The 16153-nt window shown below is 48.4% G+C and carries 16 protein-coding genes; 2 read left to right on the top strand and 14 right to left on the bottom strand.

Annotated features, from left to right (window positions below; all coding sequences use genetic code 11):
• Positions 1 to 211: 211 nt before the first annotated feature.
• The 14 genes from R3177_RS07220 to mioC all read right to left on the bottom strand — a co-directional run bounded on the left by R3177_RS07220 (position 212) and on the right by mioC (position 12571).
• On the bottom strand, positions 212 to 628 hold the full coding sequence (locus R3177_RS07220) for a F0F1 ATP synthase subunit epsilon (RefSeq protein ID WP_019676211.1): 417 nt from the start codon (positions 626 to 628) through the stop codon (positions 212 to 214).
• Between the two features lie 24 nt (positions 629 to 652).
• On the bottom strand, positions 653 to 2038 hold the full coding sequence (gene atpD / locus R3177_RS07225; RefSeq protein ID WP_318970372.1) for a F0F1 ATP synthase subunit beta: 1386 nt from the start codon (positions 2036 to 2038) through the stop codon (positions 653 to 655).
• Positions 2039 to 2071: 33 nt separating this feature from the next.
• Complete coding sequence (gene atpG, locus R3177_RS07230; protein WP_318970373.1) at positions 2072 to 2935, bottom strand: F0F1 ATP synthase subunit gamma; 864 nt, start codon at positions 2933 to 2935, stop codon at positions 2072 to 2074.
• Between the two features lie 57 nt (positions 2936 to 2992).
• Entirely contained in the window at positions 2993 to 4534 is a 1542-nt protein-coding gene (gene atpA, locus R3177_RS07235) for a F0F1 ATP synthase subunit alpha (protein ID WP_318970374.1), read from the bottom strand.
• Positions 4535 to 4548: 14 nt separating this feature from the next.
• Positions 4549 to 5082, bottom strand: a complete 534-nt coding sequence (gene atpH / locus R3177_RS07240) for a F0F1 ATP synthase subunit delta (RefSeq protein ID WP_318970375.1) — start codon at positions 5080 to 5082, stop codon at positions 4549 to 4551.
• 12 nt (positions 5083 to 5094) lie between these two features.
• Positions 5095 to 5565 (bottom strand): F0F1 ATP synthase subunit B, encoded by a 471-nt coding sequence (atpF, locus tag R3177_RS07245; RefSeq protein WP_318970376.1) that lies wholly within the window; start codon positions 5563 to 5565, stop codon positions 5095 to 5097.
• 47 nt (positions 5566 to 5612) lie between these two features.
• Complete coding sequence (gene atpE / locus R3177_RS07250; protein WP_062483651.1) at positions 5613 to 5846, bottom strand: F0F1 ATP synthase subunit C; 234 nt, start codon at positions 5844 to 5846, stop codon at positions 5613 to 5615.
• Between the two features lie 47 nt (positions 5847 to 5893).
• A complete protein-coding gene (atpB, locus tag R3177_RS07255) occupies positions 5894 to 6754 on the bottom strand; it encodes a F0F1 ATP synthase subunit A (RefSeq protein WP_318970377.1) in 861 nt (286 codons plus the stop codon).
• A gap of 16 nt (positions 6755 to 6770) precedes the next feature.
• Positions 6771 to 7151, bottom strand: a complete 381-nt coding sequence (locus R3177_RS07260) for an ATP synthase subunit I (protein WP_318970378.1) — start codon at positions 7149 to 7151, stop codon at positions 6771 to 6773.
• 128 nt (positions 7152 to 7279) lie between these two features.
• Entirely contained in the window at positions 7280 to 8158 is an 879-nt protein-coding gene (locus R3177_RS07265) for a ParB/RepB/Spo0J family partition protein (RefSeq protein WP_318970379.1), read from the bottom strand.
• 29 nt (positions 8159 to 8187) lie between these two features.
• The gene (locus R3177_RS07270; RefSeq protein ID WP_318970380.1) at positions 8188 to 8982 is read right to left on the bottom strand and encodes a ParA family protein; all 795 of its coding nucleotides are present in this window, start codon (positions 8980 to 8982) and stop codon (positions 8188 to 8190) included.
• Positions 8983 to 9000: 18 nt separating this feature from the next.
• Positions 9001 to 9636 (bottom strand): 16S rRNA (guanine(527)-N(7))-methyltransferase RsmG, encoded by a 636-nt coding sequence (gene rsmG, locus R3177_RS07275; RefSeq protein WP_318970381.1) that lies wholly within the window; start codon positions 9634 to 9636, stop codon positions 9001 to 9003.
• A 12-nt stretch (positions 9637 to 9648) separates the two neighbouring features.
• Positions 9649 to 11538 (bottom strand): tRNA uridine-5-carboxymethylaminomethyl(34) synthesis enzyme MnmG, encoded by a 1890-nt coding sequence (gene mnmG, locus R3177_RS07280; protein WP_318970382.1) that lies wholly within the window; start codon positions 11536 to 11538, stop codon positions 9649 to 9651.
• Between the two features lie 586 nt (positions 11539 to 12124).
• Positions 12125 to 12571, bottom strand: coding sequence for an FMN-binding protein MioC (gene mioC / locus R3177_RS07285; RefSeq protein ID WP_318970383.1), 447 nt, complete (start codon positions 12569 to 12571; stop codon positions 12125 to 12127).
• A gap of 162 nt (positions 12572 to 12733) precedes the next feature.
• Between mioC and R3177_RS07290 the strand changes: the two genes are divergently transcribed.
• Together R3177_RS07290 and R3177_RS07295 are read left to right on the top strand one after the other, a co-directional pair.
• A complete protein-coding gene (locus tag R3177_RS07290; protein WP_318970384.1) occupies positions 12734 to 14515 on the top strand; it encodes a DEAD/DEAH box helicase in 1782 nt (593 codons plus the stop codon).
• Positions 14516 to 14716: 201 nt separating this feature from the next.
• Positions 14717 to 16153, top strand: a 1437-nt coding sequence (locus tag R3177_RS07295; protein ID WP_318970385.1) for a M1 family metallopeptidase, incomplete at its 3' end; no start/stop codon positions are given.

The raw sequence follows: 16153 nt of genomic DNA on the forward strand, positions 1-16153 counted from the left end.
ACCGGCGACATCCGGCACAGCCAGCTACCTTATAAACTGATGGCGCTCCATCCGGATCCGCATAATCCTGACAATTTGTATGCAACCGTCTTTGTTACCCCCGAGCTGGCGCTCGAGTTTATCCAGTGGCAGACCACAGCTGCTCATTAACGGGACTATGCAGCAATAAAAAAAGCCACCTTACGGTGGCTTTTTATTTCGGAACCCAAACTTACTTTTTGCGCAGTTTCTGTATAACCCGCAGCTGGGCAATGGCTTCAGCCAGTTGCGCTGCTGCTTCAGCATAATTGAAATCTGCACCGGCGTGTTGCATTGCTTCAGTTGCCCGTTTCTGGGCATCTAATGCCGCCTGCTCGTCTAAGTCTTCGCCGCGTACCGCGACATCGGCCAGCACAGTTATGCTGTCGGGTTGTACTTCAAGTACGCCACCGGCAACATAAATTACGTGCTCTTCACCGAACTGCTTCACGATACGGACCATGCCAGGTTTCAGAGGAGTCAGTAACGGGGCGTGAAAAGGTAAAATACCTAACTCGCCCTCACTGCCTGTGACCTGCACGGACTCGACAAGGCCAGAGAAAATTTTCTCTTCAGCACTTACTACATCCAGTTGCACTGTCATCGCCATTTCGCTCTCCTAAAGCCTGTTTGCTTAAAGCTTTTTCGCTTTTTCGATCGCTTCGTCGATAGAGCCTACCATGTAGAAAGCCTGCTCTGGCATGTGATCATATTCACCTTCCAGAATACCTTTAAATCCACGGATAGTTTCTTTCAGCGGTACATACTTACCAGGTGAGCCGGTAAATACTTCAGCAACGAAGAACGGCTGAGACAGGAACCGCTGAATTTTCCGCGCACGGTAAACTAAGGTCCGGTCTTCATCAGACAGCTCGTCCATACCTAAGATGGCGATAATGTCTTTCAGTTCTTTGTAACGCTGCAGTACCGTTTGCACGCCACGAGCCACATCATAATGCTCTTTACCGATAACCAGCGGATCTAACTGGCGTGAGGTAGAGTCCAGCGGGTCGATCGCCGGGTAAATACCCAGTGACGCAATGTTCCGGCTCAGTACCACTGTCGCATCTAAGTGCGAGAATGTGGTCGCTGGTGACGGATCGGTTAAGTCATCCGCAGGCACGTAAACCGCCTGAATTGAGGTGATTGAACCGGTTTTGGTTGAGGTAATCCGCTCTTGCAGTTTACCCATTTCCTCTGCCAGGGTCGGCTGATAACCTACCGCTGATGGCATCCGGCCTAACAGTGCTGATACTTCAGTACCGGCCAGGGTGTAACGATAGATGTTATCTACGAAAAACAGTACGTCACGACCTTCTTCGCGGAACTTCTCTGCCATGGTTAAGCCGGTTAACGCGACGCGTAAACGGTTACCTGGTGGCTCGTTCATCTGACCATACACTAACGATACCTTATCCAGTACGTTAGAGTCTTTCATTTCATGATAGAAATCGTTACCTTCCCGGGTCCGTTCACCGACACCGGCGAATACTGAGTAGCCGCTGTGCTCGATCGCGATGTTCCGGATTAATTCCATCATGTTTACGGTTTTACCGACACCGGCACCACCGAACAGACCCACTTTACCACCTTTAGCAAACGGGCAAACCAAGTCGATAACTTTAATACCGGTTTCTAGCAGGGCGTTAGACGTTGCCTGCTCTTCGTATGAAGGTGCCGCACGGTGGATTGACCAGCGCTCATCTTCACCGATAGGACCGGCTTCATCAATCGGGTTGCCTAATACGTCCATAATACGACCTAAGGTCGCTTTACCGACTGGCACCTGAATCGCTTTGCCTGAATTTCCAACTGGAGTGCCACGACGTAACCCGTCAGTGGTACCCATTGCGATAGTACGAACTGTACCGCCACCCAGCTGTTGCTGCACTTCCAGCACTAACCCAGCCAGATCACCGTCAGTCACGTTTAACGCGTCATAGATGCTAGGTACCGCTTCTTGTGGAAAATCGATATCCACAACGGCGCCAATGATTTGGACGACCTTACCTTGACTCATGATGTTTCCTCAAATTTCTCAAAACTGTTCACCTTAGCCTACAGCTGCCGCACCTGCGACAATTTCGCTAAGCTCCTGGGTAATAGCGGCCTGACGTGCTTTGTTATATACCAGCTTCAGGTCATCCATTAAATTACCGGCGTTGTCGGTAGCGGCTTTCATTGCCACCATCCGCGCTGCATGCTCACTGGCAGCGTTTTCAACAACACCCTGATACACCTGTGACTCGATGTAGCGGTCCAGCAACATATCTAAAATAGGTTGTGGATCGGGCTCGTACAGGTAATCCCAGTTATGCTCTTTTGGCGAAACTTCTGTTTGGGGCAAAGGTAAGAGTTGATCGATCACTGGCTCTTGCTTCATGGTATTCACAAAAGTGTTATATACCAGGAATAAGCGGTCAATCCGGCCATCAAGGTATGCTTGCAGCATTACCTTTACCGAACCAATCACGTCAGCCAAACGTGGTACGTCGCCTGAACCCGACTGTTGCGCTACTACTTTGCCGCCAAAACGCTTAAAGAATGTAGTGGCTTTGTTGCCGATAACGGCGAACTCTGCTTCCACATTCTGGTTTTTCCAGCTTTTCATTTCCAGCACAACTTTCTTAAACTCGTTGGTATTCAAGCCACCGCAAAGGCCACGATCGGTTGAAATAATAATGTAGCCAACCCGTTTAACGTCACGCTCCGATAAATACGGATGACGGTATTCGATGTTGCCCTGAGCAATATTACCGATTACTTTGCGCATACCTTCAGCGTATGGGCGGGTTGCAGCTACGCGCTCCTGCGCTTTGCGCATTTTGCTGACCGCAACTTTTTCCATAGCACTGGTGATCTTACGGGTATTGTTAATACTCGCGATCTTACTTTTTATCTCTTTACCACCGGCCATGACTGTATCTCCGTTTCATTCAACGAACGGGGGTGGCTATATTGCCACCCGCGTAATTTACCAAGTCTGAGTTGCTTTAAACTTCTCAATGGCCGCTTTTAGCGACGACTCGATTTGATCGTTGTAGTTACCGGTTTTCGCAATTTCAGTCATCAGCTCAGTGTGCTCGGCTTTCATATAGCTTAGTAAAGCAGCTTCAAAATCCAGGATTTTGGCTACTTCAACATCTTTCAGAAAACCTTTTTCGATAGCGAAAATAGACACACCCATCTCAGCGACGCTCATCGGACTGTACTGTGGCTGTTTCATCAGCTCAGTAACCTTCTGACCGTGCTCTAACTGGGCGCGGGTTGCTTCATCCAGGTCAGACGCAAACTGGGCAAATGCCGCCAGTTCAGAGTACTGCGCTAAAGCCAGACGAATACCACCACCTAATTTCTTGATGATCTTGGTTTGCGCTGCACCACCCACCCGTGATACCGAGATACCGGCGTTAACAGGAGGACGAATACCGGCGTTAAATAAATCAGATTCTAAGAAAATCTGACCATCGGTAATCGAAATTACGTTAGTCGGTACGAAGGCAGATACGTCACCGGCCTGAGTTTCAATAATCGGCAGCGCGGTTAAAGAACCGGTCTTACCTTTTACTTCACCATTGGTTAAACGCTCAACATAGTCGGCATTAACCCGTGATGCCCGCTCCAGCAGACGTGAGTGAAGATAAAATACATCACCCGGGTAAGCTTCCCGGCCTGGTGGACGACGTAACAGTAACGAGATCTGCCGGTAAGCAACAGCTTGCTTTGACAAATCATCATAGACAATCAGCGCATCTTCGCCGCGGTCACGGAAGTATTCGCCCATGGTACAGCCAGAATACGGTGCCAGATATTGCAGCGCAGCGGCTTCAGAAGCAGATGCAACAACAACGATAGTATTTGACAAGGCGCCGTGCTCTTCCAGCTTGCGTACCACGTTAGCAATGGTAGAGGCTTTCTGACCAATCGCCACGTAAACACATTTAATACCAGTGTTTTTCTGATTGATAATGGCATCAATGGCTAATGCAGATTTACCGGTCTGACGGTCACCGATTAACAATTCACGCTGACCACGACCGATAGGGATCATGGCATCAACGGATTTATAACCGGTTTGCATTGGCTGGTCGACTGACTGACGGTCGATTACGCCAGGGGCAATTTTTTCTACCGGGGCAAAACCTGCAGCATCAATCGGGCCTTTACCATCAATAGGCGCACCTAAGGTGTTAACCACCCGGCCTAACAGCTGTGGGCCTACCGGTACTTCCAGAATACGGCCGGTACTTTTTACTTTGGTACCTTCGGTTAAGTCCGCATACGGACCCATTACCACGGCACCAACAGAATTGCGCTCTAAGTTAAGCGCGATAGCATAACGATTGCCAGGAAGCTCGATCATCTCACCTTGCATACAATCAGCAAGGCCATTAATCCGGATAATACCGTCAGTTACCTGGACGATAGTACCTTCGTTACGAGCTTCACTGACCACTTCAAACTGAGCAATACGACTTTTGATCAGTTCTGAAATTTCAGTGGAATTCAGTTGCATACTCTATTCCCCAATTACGACTGCAGCGCAGTTGCTAAACGATCCAGCTTACCGCGGACCGAGCCATCTATAACCATGTCACCTGCTTTGATCAGCATGCCGCCGACCATGTCAGAATTGACGCTACAGTTCAATTTAACTTTGCGTGCCAAACGTTGCGATAATGCAGCTATCAGCTTGTCTTGTTGAGCTTTATTCAGGGCAGTAGCAGAAATCACGTCTACGGTGATCTCTTTTTCATACGCCGCTTTGTGCTCAACAAAAGCATCCAACACTTCAGGCAACGCCAACAAGCGATGATTTTCAGCCATTACTTTTATAAAGTTCTGACCGTGCTCGTTGAGTTGCTCACCACAAACCTGAAGAAACAGGTCGGCTTGCTTTTCAGCAACACCAGAAGTACGCAATAAAGCTGCAACCTGCTCGTTTTCTGCAACCTGCGCAGCAAACGTCAGCATCTGCAACCAGGCATCCAACGCATTTTGCTCTACGGCAAAATCGAAAGCTGCCCTGGCGTACGGACGAGCAATATTCGTCAAATCAGACATAGCTCATCCCCATTACAGTTCTTGTACCAGTTTTTCCAGAATGTCGCTGTGAGCAGCTTCGTCGATAGAACGTTGCAGAATACGTTCTGCACCGGCTACCGCCAGAGCAGCAACCTGCTTGCGTAAATCTTCACGTAAACGATTGCGTTCCGCTTCAACTTCAGCTTTCGTCTGGGCCAGAATATTTTCCCGCTCAGCATTCGCTTTCTGGGCCGCTTCTTCAATCATCTTCGCTTCGCGTTTTCTGGCTTGCTCAATAATTTCAGCTGCCTGCGCTTTAGCATCTTTTAACTGATCTTTGGCTTTATCCTGGGCCATTGCCAGGTCTTTTTCAGCCCGATCAGAAGCAGCTAAACCGTCTGCAATTTTTTGCTGGCGCGCTTCGATAGCATTCATCAGTGGCGGCCATACAAACTTCATACAAAAAAGTACAAAGACGGTAAAAGCGATTAATTCACCCAGCAGAGTGGCGTTTAAGTTCACGTCTGCTCCTCCTTTTAGTCAGTTGTTCGATTAACAAAAACCTTCAATTACATTGCGAACAACATGTACATAGCGATACCAACACCGATCATAGCTACGGCATCGATAAGACCAGCAAGGATGAACATTTTAACTTGCAGTGAAGGGGCCAGTTCAGGCTGACGGGCACAAGCTTCCAGGAACTTACCACCCATGTTACCGAAACCCAGTGCAGTACCGATAGCACCAAAACCGATTAACAACGCTACAGCGATTAATTTAATAGCTACTGCAATTTCCATTTTTATCTCCGATATTTCTATAGTTAAAGTTAAAGTTAAAGTAAAAATTAATGGTTATCTGAACTGGCCATACTTAAGTAAACAATGGTCAGCATCATAAACACGAACGCCTGCAAAACAATGACCAGAATATGGAACACGGCCCAGACGAAGTGCAGTGGCAGCTGCGCCAGACCAATAGCACCGATCAGGATAAAGATCATTTCACCGGCATACAGGTTACCGAATAACCGCAGCGCCAGTGAAAATGGCTTCGCCACCAGTGCAATCAGTTCCAGTAATAAGTTGAACGGGATCAGTAAAATCTGCAGTGGGATATTCTTGGTGCTGAAAGGATGTAATGTCAGTTCTTTAATAAAGCCCAGTACACCCTTAATCCGGATTGAGTAACCAATCATCAGTAAAAATACACCGACGGCCAGTGCGGCAGTCATATTAATATCTGTGGTCGGTACGATTTTCATATAGACATCATGCGAGTCCATGCCAAAAGCGGTTTCACCGACAAAACCAGCAAAAGCAGGCAGGAAGTCTACCGGCACTAAGTCCATCAGGTTCATTAAAAACACCCAGACAAAAATAGTCAGTGCCAGTGGTGCAATTAATTTACTTCTACCGTGGTAGGTGTCTTTGACGTTAGCGGCCACAAACTCGACCACCATTTCCACAAAGCACTGAAGTTTCCCCGGCACCCCTACCGTAGCTTTATTTGCCACGCTGCGGAATATCCATAAGAATAAGATCCCCAGGCCAATAGACCACGCTAAGGTATCGACATGCCATGTCCAGAACCCGGCCTCGCTACACGCTTTGTTAAATGCGACACTGCCATCAACAGTACACATCTTTGCGTTAGTAAGGTGGTGCTGAATATGGCTAGACAGTGTTAACTCTTCACCTGCAGCCATGTTTCATCCCAATAGTTTAATGTTTAAAGAAAAACGGTGCTGTCCACTGTGTCAGTAGGGTGATCAGGAAACCAGTAATAAACGCCTCTGGTACTAAATGCTCCTGTTGTAACACGACTGCGCACAGTATAACAGTTAACAATATTTTTAAGCTGTGGCCGCGCATCAACGCCGCCGCCACCCGTTGTGCCTGATCTGCGCCGCTGTAGCGAAACGCAAAAAAAGCAAATACAAAATTCGGTACCGCTGCCGCTAAGCCGCCTTTAAATGCCGATTTAGCTGCTGTGCTGTCTGTCAGCAAAAAAAAAGCCAGTGCAATAATACCGGCGACAACGACCTGAGCCAGCACCGCGTAATACGCTGATTTTCTGGTCTCGGTTGCAATATTTTCTGCCACTGTACCCCTCATTGTAATAGCCCGTGCAGGGGTAGAAAAAACTTGCGAAAGTATACTTATTTGCCCCCGATTTGCAACAAAAAGCGGTTTTGACGGCGGCTTGTCCATAACTTTGAGAAATAAAATGCTTAATCAGGCTCAGTTAACTGCATTTTGGCTAAAATACCGTCGAGCTCGGCCAGGCTGCTGTAATTAATGACCAGATTGCCTTTACCTTTCTTGTTGTACATAATCTGCACCGGTGCGGCAAAGCGCTCACTTAACCGCTGTTCCAGCGCATCAACGTCCGGGTCTTTTGCTTTTGGCGCTGCCGGCGCTTTGGGCTCAAGAATGCGCCGGACCAGACTTTCTGTTTCACGGACCGTTAATTGTTTGTGGGCGACCAAGCGGGCAGTATCCGACTGATTGTCATCGGTTAATGCTAACAGCGCTCTGGCATGACCCATCTCAATATCACCATGCTCCAGTAATACTTTTACATCATCGTTCAGGGCATTTAAGCGCAGTAAGTTTGTTACAGTAGCGCGGGACTTACCGACAGCATCGGCGACTTGCTGATGGGTTAATTCAAATTCCGTTAGTAAGCGTTCCAGCGCAACGGCTTCTTCCATTGCATTAAGATCTTCGCGTTGAATGTTTTCTATTAACGCTATCGCGACAGCGGCTTCGTCCGGCACATTTTTTATCAGGCAAGGCACTTCAGCAAGGCGTGCCAGCTGGGCAGCACGCCAGCGCCTCTCACCGGCAATAATTTCGTAACTGTTGTCAGCAACCGCTCTGACCACTATTGGCTGAATAACGCCCTGAGCCCGGATTGAACTGGCCAGATCTTCCAGCGCATCCTGCGACATGTCTTTTCGTGGCTGATATTTGCCGGGTCGTAAAAATTCAACCGGCAATTTCTGCAGCTCTGCTGACTGCGGGTTAGCATGATTCTGCTCTGACGTTTTATTCGAGGTAAGTAAAGCATCTAATCCCCGGCCTAAACCGCGTTTTTTAACCGCCATGCGCAAAAATATCCTTTAACTTATCGTGGTTATGCTGTGGTGGCTTTGCCACTGGTTTTTTTCTCGGAACGCCGCAGAATTTCGCCGGCCAGCGCCAGATAGGCTTTGGCACCGGTGGAGTTTTTATCATAATACATCACCGGCGTGCCAAAACTGGGTGCTTCTGCCAGCCGGACATTCCGTGGAATGACAGCCCGGTAAACCTTATCACCAAAGTGTTGCTTCAGTTGCTCTGAAACATCGTTAGCCAGCCGGTTACGGGGATCGTACATCGTGCGCAGAATCCCCTCAATTTTCAGATCGGCATTAATTACTGCTGCCAGCTTATTAATGGTATCAACCAGCGCAGTCAGGCCTTCCAGTGCAAAATACTCGCACTGCATCGGCACCAGTACGGTATCGGCAGCCGCCATCGCGTTTACTGTTAACATATTTAACGAGGGAGGGCAGTCAATAAAGATAAAATCATAACTGCTGCGGTAATCTTTTAATGCGGTACGTAAGCGCAACTCACGGGCAAACACGTCCATCAATCTGACTTCCGCTGCGGTAACATCTGAGTTGGCCGCGACCAGATGATAGCCACCACTGGTTTCTTTGATGATGACTTCAGGTAATGGTTTCTGATCTATCAGCAATTCGTAAGCGGTGGCATGCACTTCATACTTATCGACGCCACTGCCCATAGTGGCATTGCCCTGGGGGTCGAGGTCAATTAGCAAAACCTTACGTTTGGTAGCCGCCATTGACGCTGCTAAATTAACAGCTGTGGTGGTTTTGCCTACTCCACCTTTCTGGTTGGCAATGGCGATAATTTTACCCACAAGGCTCCCTCATTACGGTTAAGCGCTGGTCATAATAACCAGATGCCGGCTGGCATCAAGTTCTGGTACCTGCAATGGTATAACTGCGCTTACTTTAACAAAATCCGGCAAAGCTGCAATTTCTTCTTGCACCGCAGCGCCTTTCATCGCGTAGAAATGACCGTTTGCTGCCGGCAGATGGCGGCACCACTGCAGCATATCATGGGTGGAAGCAAAAGCCCGGCTGATAACGCCATCATACAGGGTTGCGGGTTGATGTTGTTCAACCCGGCTTTGCACCGGCTGAATATTAGTCAGGCCCAGTTGCAGCTTTACCTGGTTTAAAAAGCGAATACGTTTGCCCAGACTGTCGAGCAGGGTAAAGTGTTTATCCGGATAGTAAATGGCCAGTAACACCCCTGGCAAACCCGGGCCGGTGCCGACATCAATAAAATGAGTGCCCTCTAAATAAGGGGCAATCACCAGACTGTCCATTACATGTTTTACCAGCATTTCTGCCGGGGCACGCACGGAGGTCAAATTATAGGCACTGTTCCATTTGTGCAGCAGCTGAACGTAATCCAGACATTGTTGCAACTGCGCATTGGTCAGCTGCAACTTGGTTTGCGCCAGCAGTTGCTGTAATTTCTCAAGCATACTGATCCTTTCAGACATAATGCCGCCAGCTTAGGCTGATTTACGCAGTAAGCCCTGCTTTTTCAGATAAACCAGCAATAAAGAAATTGCCGCCGGGGTAATACCAGAGATCCTCGAAGCCTGACCTACTGTTGCCGGTTGGCTCTGATTTAATTTCATAATAACTTCATTGGACAAACCTTTAACCGAGCTGTAATCAAACGAATCAGGTAATTTAGTGGCTTCATTACGCTGTTGTTTGGCAATTTCATCTTGCTGCCGATTAATATAGCCTTCGTATTTAATCTGGATCTCAACCTGTTCAGCTGCTATCGGATCGGCCAGCGCCGGGCCCAAATCAGTAATTTGCATTAACTGTTGATAGGTTATTTCCGGGCGGCGTACCAGTTCCTCTAAGTTAGCCTCCCGGCTAAGTGGGGTTTTAAGCAACTGGTTAACGGCTGTTAATGCTGCATGTTGCGGATGGATCCAACTCTGGCGTAACCGCTGGCGTTCCAGCTCAATTTGTTCCATTTTTTCACTGAATGCCTGCCAGCGGATATCATCTACCAGCCCTAATTCCCGGCCTTTAGCCGTCAATCGCGCGTCTGCATTATCTTCCCGCAGTAATAAACGATATTCAGCCCGGCTGGTAAACATCCGGTACGGCTCTTTAGTGCCCTGTGTCGTCAAATCATCTACCAGGACACCTAAGTACGCCTGATCACGGCTTGGCGCCCAGGCGTCACGTTCAGTCGCAAACAGTGCCGCATTTAACCCTGCCAGCAAACCCTGGGCACCTGCTTCTTCATAGCCGGTAGTGCCGTTTATCTGGCCGGCAAAAAACAGGCCTTTAATAAACCTGGTTTGCAGTGAACTGGTCAGATCCCGGGGATCAAAAAAATCATATTCAATGGCATAACCCGGCCGGGTGATATGCGCATTCTCCATACCTTTTATCGAACGTACTATCGATAACTGGACATCAAATGGCAAACTGGTGGAAATACCATTTGGATACAACTCATGGGTTGTTAAACCTTCAGGTTCAATAAAAATCTGATGCTTATCTTTATCGGCAAAACGCATTACCTTGTCTTCGATAGACGGGCAGTAACGGGGACCCACCCCTTCTATCACACCGGTGTACATTGGCGAACGATCCAGGTTATCGCGGATCACCTGATGGGTCTGGTCATTGGTATAGGTGATATAGCAAGGTATTTGTGCCGGGTGATCTGCCTGCTTGCCTATAAAAGAAAATACCGGGGTCGGGTTATCACCAGGCTGGGCCTGCATCACTGAAAAATCAACGGTTCTGGCATCAATTCTTGGTGGTGTGCCGGTTTTTAAACGGTCAACCCGAAACGGCAATTCTCTTAAGCGCCTTGCTAAGGCAATTGACGGCGGGTCGCCTGCTCTGCCGCCGGAAAACTGCTCTAAACCAATATGGATCTGCCCGCCTAAAAAGGTGCCGACTGTCAACACAACGGCTTTTGCCCGGAACTTTAAGCCCATTTGAGTTACGACACCGACAACCTGATCATTTTCGACAATCAGATCATCACAGGCTTGCTGAAATATCCGCAAATTAGGCTGGTTTTCCAGGATCTGCCTGATGGCTGCCCGGTATAATTGCCGATCTGCCTGAGCGCGTGTGGCACGTACAGCGGGGCCTTTAGAACTGTTCAGGGTTCGAAACTGGATCCCACCCTTATCAGCAGCGATGGCCATAGCACCACCAAGCGCATCAATCTCTTTTACCAGATGGCCTTTTCCTATACCACCAATAGCAGGGTTGCATGACATCTGACCCAAAGTTTCAACATTATGGGTCAGCAACAGAGTTGCCAAACCCATACGGGCAGCAGCGAGTGCAGCTTCGGTACCAGCATGGCCGCCACCGACAACGATCACATCAAAAGTTTCTTGATACAACATAACTGCGTCAACTCCGGCCAGACTGGCATTTTAAAACAGGGCGCATATTGTAGCGCGATCCTGGCACTTGTGAAACGGCTAAAGCACTTCCGGATCGCTTAAATATATATAAGATCTATTTAAAGATCTTTTTAATGTTATTACTACTAAGCAGAGTATTTTCGGTGGATAAGGGATTATTACAAGTCAGGATCAATATGTTAGATAGGATCTGATCCTGTGATCAAGGTTGGATCAACTGTGTTTAAACAGGTGGACAACTAGCCTACTTATGCACAGGCAAGCCTGATATTTTTTTTATAAAGTGTGTAAGTACAGGTTAATAACCGGATAAAACTACTTTTATACACATGGTGAATTTTTTTATTGAAACTATGTTGATAACTTGGGGGTAAGGTTAAAGTTGGCAATTAGTCCGTGCCGGTACTCATCCTGAATTTATCAGGGTTTTATCAAGGTTTTATCAAGCAGTCGGCAGCTGGTATCGATACAGTGGTGCCCGGTTGAGTTTATTGCAAAGGTCAACCGGGAGCAGAGACGGGTTATACTGTTCTTCCTGAGATACTTGTGTTTTGGCGGGTGTTTTTCACCCGCCTTTTTTCATGCTGGTAATTAATTCAGGTAACCATTGTAATGCCTTATCTTCAGGTAAATCAGCGGCCAATACATCGATTTCCAGATTAGGCAGCAGTGGTTTTGCCCCCTGTTGCTGTAGTAATGTACTCAGTGTTCTGCCCGCCTGGCAAAAAGTATCGTAACTGGAATCACCTAAAGTGATCACGGCGTAAGAAAGTGTGGTAAGATCCCGCCGATCTTGTGCTAATTGATCCGCAAAGGGTTGAATATTATCAGGCAGATCTCCTGCGCCATAGGTGGATGTGATCACTAACCAGATGTGAGTCGGGTTTAGCTGATCCAAATCGGGTTGAAGATGAAGTGATGCTTCATATCCCGCTTGTACCAGTGTTTCAGCAACTTGTTCTGCCACATATTCCGCTGCGCCCATTTGGCTGCCAACGAGGATTTCTATCATGGTGATCCTCCGGGTGGTAAATGTTTGGCTATACTACTGGAATAAAATCGGGAAAAGCTATGTCTTTTGCCCGTTTTCGTGTTTTTACTGCATTGCAGGCCAGGTAAAAACAACAATAGCACTTACCAATAAGCCTGCGTGTGATTGAGGTTATAACAACGTATGTCTGAAACTTTGTCTTTTTCCCAGCTAATGCTGCCGGAACCGCTGGTACGAGCGGTCACTGAACTTGGTTATGAAACACCTTCGCCTATCCAGGCGGCGGCAATTCCAAAACTATTAGCTGGTGAAGACGTATTGGGCCAGGCGCAAACCGGAACCGGTAAAACCGGCGCCTTTGCCCTGCCTTTACTTGCGCGGCTTGACCCAGCGCAAAACGATCCCCAGATTCTGGTGCTGGCACCGACTCGCGAGCTGGCTATTCAGGTCGCTGAAGCATTCCAGGCTTATGCCCGCTATATGCCGGCATTTCATGTATTGCCGTTATACGGTGGTCAGAGTTATACCAACCAGTTGAAATCGCTGAAACGGGGTTCTCAGGTTATTGTCGGTACGCCTGGCCGTATTCTCGATCATTTAGATCGCGGCACGCTGAAACTGGATAAACTGCGCGCTATTGTGCTGGATGAAGCTGATGAAATGTTACGAATGGGCTTTATTGATGACGTGCAAACCATTATGGATGCCACCCCGCCGGGTCGTCAGGTTGCGATGTTTTCCGCTACCATGCCAAGCCAAATCCGGGCAATTGCACAGAAACATCTGAAAAATGCTGAAGAAATTAAAATAGCGTCAAAAACCAGTACGGTAGAGCGGATTGTTCAGCGTTACGTTATGCTTGACGCGAACCAGAAGCTTGATGCGTTAACCCGCGTTTTGGAAGGTGAAGAATACGATGCCAGCATTGTGTTTGTTCGCACCAAAAGTGCCACCGAAGAAATTGCCGAAAAACTGGGTGCTCGTGGTTATGCCGTGGCCTGTTTGAATGGTGACATGAATCAGGCGCACCGCGAGCAAACTATTCGCCGGATGAAAGCCAGCCAGCTTGATATTATTGTCGCGACCGATGTTGCCGCACGTGGTCTGGACGTAGAGCGGATCAGCTTAGTGGTAAACTACGATATACCGTATGACAGCGAAGCTTATGTCCACCGGATTGGCCGCACCGGCCGTGCCGGGCGTGAAGGTAAAGCGATATTATTCGTGTCGCCACGGGAGCGCCGCTTATTACGGACTATTGAGCATGCTACCAAGCAACCCATCGAGCAAATGTCTCTGCCAACCGGCCAGGTGATAGAGCAGCGACGTATTGAGTCTTTCCGTGAACAACTGGCCCAGACCATCGAAACCCAGAACCTGAGTTTCTTTTCAGAACTGGTAACAGACTGGCGCGAAAAGCTGGAGACGACTGACGTCGATCTTGCGGCGGCATTATTGTATCTGGCTCAGAAAGATCAACCGCTGAATGTGGCAAAACAATTTCCTGAATTACGCCAGCCCCATGCCAGGGGGGAGCGCGAAGAGCGGCCACGTCGTGAACGCGGCGATCGTCCAGAGCGGGCAGGTGAGCGCCCTGAGCGCGGGCCACGGGTAAAACGTGAAATAAAAGGCGATTACAATAATTATCGCATCGAAGTAGGCAAAGAGCATGGTGTACGGGCCGGAGATATTGTTGGCGCTATCGCTAATGAAGCCAATATCGACAGCCAGTTTATCGGTAACATAAAGCTGTTTGATCATTTCAGCACGGTTGAGCTGCCTGCCAATATTCCAGCTGAAATTTTCCAGCATCTGAAAAAAGTGTACGTGCGTAAGCAAAAGCTGAATATCAGTATTGATACCGGCAGTGCGGCTGGCAACCAGAGCACCGGTGGTGACAGACGAAGTGGTCCCGGCCCACGTCCCGGCGCTGCTCCGCGGGCACCCCGTAAACCCAGAGACTAACACCCTCTTATTAAGCTAACAAAAGCCCCGCATTTAGCGGGGCTTTTTTTTGGCGACAGATTAACCATTATCCGTGCTGAAGCGGCTTGTTCAGTAGCAGCAAGTTCCCTATTGTAGGCCGCTTGTTGTAAGCGCCTAATTTAATGAGAGAGTTTGTTTATTATGCCTGCTGTTTCGTCGCGTAGTTCCTGTTTCCACCCTTTGTTAGTTATGTTCAGTCTGCTGGTCATCTTTTTTAGTCACACCCTTGCTGCAGACGGTGCAATCCGTCAGACCAAAGGTGATTTTGAAGATAAATTCCGTCAGTTAGACGCTGTTCTGCCGACGCCGAATATCTACCGTAATGCCGCTGGTGAGCCGGGCCAGCAGTACTGGCAACAGCAGGTAAATTATAAAATGCAGGTATACCTGGATGAGACCAGGCGCCGGCTCAGTGCCAGCCAGCAGATAAACTATCAGAATAATTCACCTTATACCCTGAAGTATCTGTGGCTGCATCTGGATCAGAACATTTTTAAAAATGATTCAATGGCCGAGATGAGCACCGATTTTGGCGGTATCGGCCGCCGTGGACCTGCCACCTCAGTCGGCGATGGCGAGATCACAGCCCGCCTGAGCCTTGAAGAATTACGCCGCCAGCAGTTTATGGCAGATAATGAATTAGGCTTTCAGATTACTAATGTCAAAAACAGCAATGGCAACGTATTGCCGGTTACCCAGGTTGGTACCTTAATGCGGATCGATTTGGATAAGCCGTTAAAGCCAGGCCAGCAAATTGATATCAGTCTGGATTTTGCCTTTAATATTGTTGAGGAAGATGCGGTATCAGCCCGCGCGGGTTATGAGCATTTTCCGGATGATGCCCGCGAGGGCGGCAATGATATTTTTCTGCTGGCGCAGTGGTTTCCGCGCTTAGTTGCTTATACTGATTATGAAGCCTGGACTAATAAAGAGTTTTTAGGCCGTGGCGAGTTTACGCTGGAGTTCGGCGATTACGACGTTAAGCTGACAGTACCGGCCGATCATATCGTGTCATCAACCGGTGAGTTGCAAAACAGTAGTAAGGTATTAACCAGTGAGCAGCTCAACCGGTTAGCGCAGGCAAAGACCGCTAAACGCCCGGTATTTATCGTGACGGAACAGGAAGCACTGGAAAATGAAAAAGCCGGCACTGATCAGACAAAGACCTGGCACTTTAAGGCAAAAAAAGTGCGCGACTTTGCCTGGGCCTCTTCGCGTAAGTTTATCTGGGATGCCAAAGGGTATCAGCAGGGAGGCAATGAGCAGCCGTTTGTGATGGCGATGTCATTTTACCCGAAGGAAGGTGGCGAATTATGGCAGAAATATTCCACTGAAGCCGTGGTTCATACCATGGAAGTGTATTCCCGCTTCTCGTTTGATTATCCCTATCCTGTGGCGCAATCGGTGAATGGTCCGGTAGGGGGTATGGAATACCCAATGATTACGTTTAACGGCCCGCGCACCAAATTGCAGGATGATGGCAGTCGTACCTATTCGCAGGCCGAAAAGCGTTTTCTGATAGGTGTGGTGATCCATGAAATCGGTCACATTTATTTCCCGATGATTGTTAATTCTGATGAGCGGCAATGGACCTGGATGGACGAAGGCCTGAACAGT

The organism is Arsukibacterium sp., assembly GCF_033722355.1.
Taxonomy (GTDB): Bacteria; Pseudomonadota; Gammaproteobacteria; order Enterobacterales; family Alteromonadaceae; genus Alishewanella.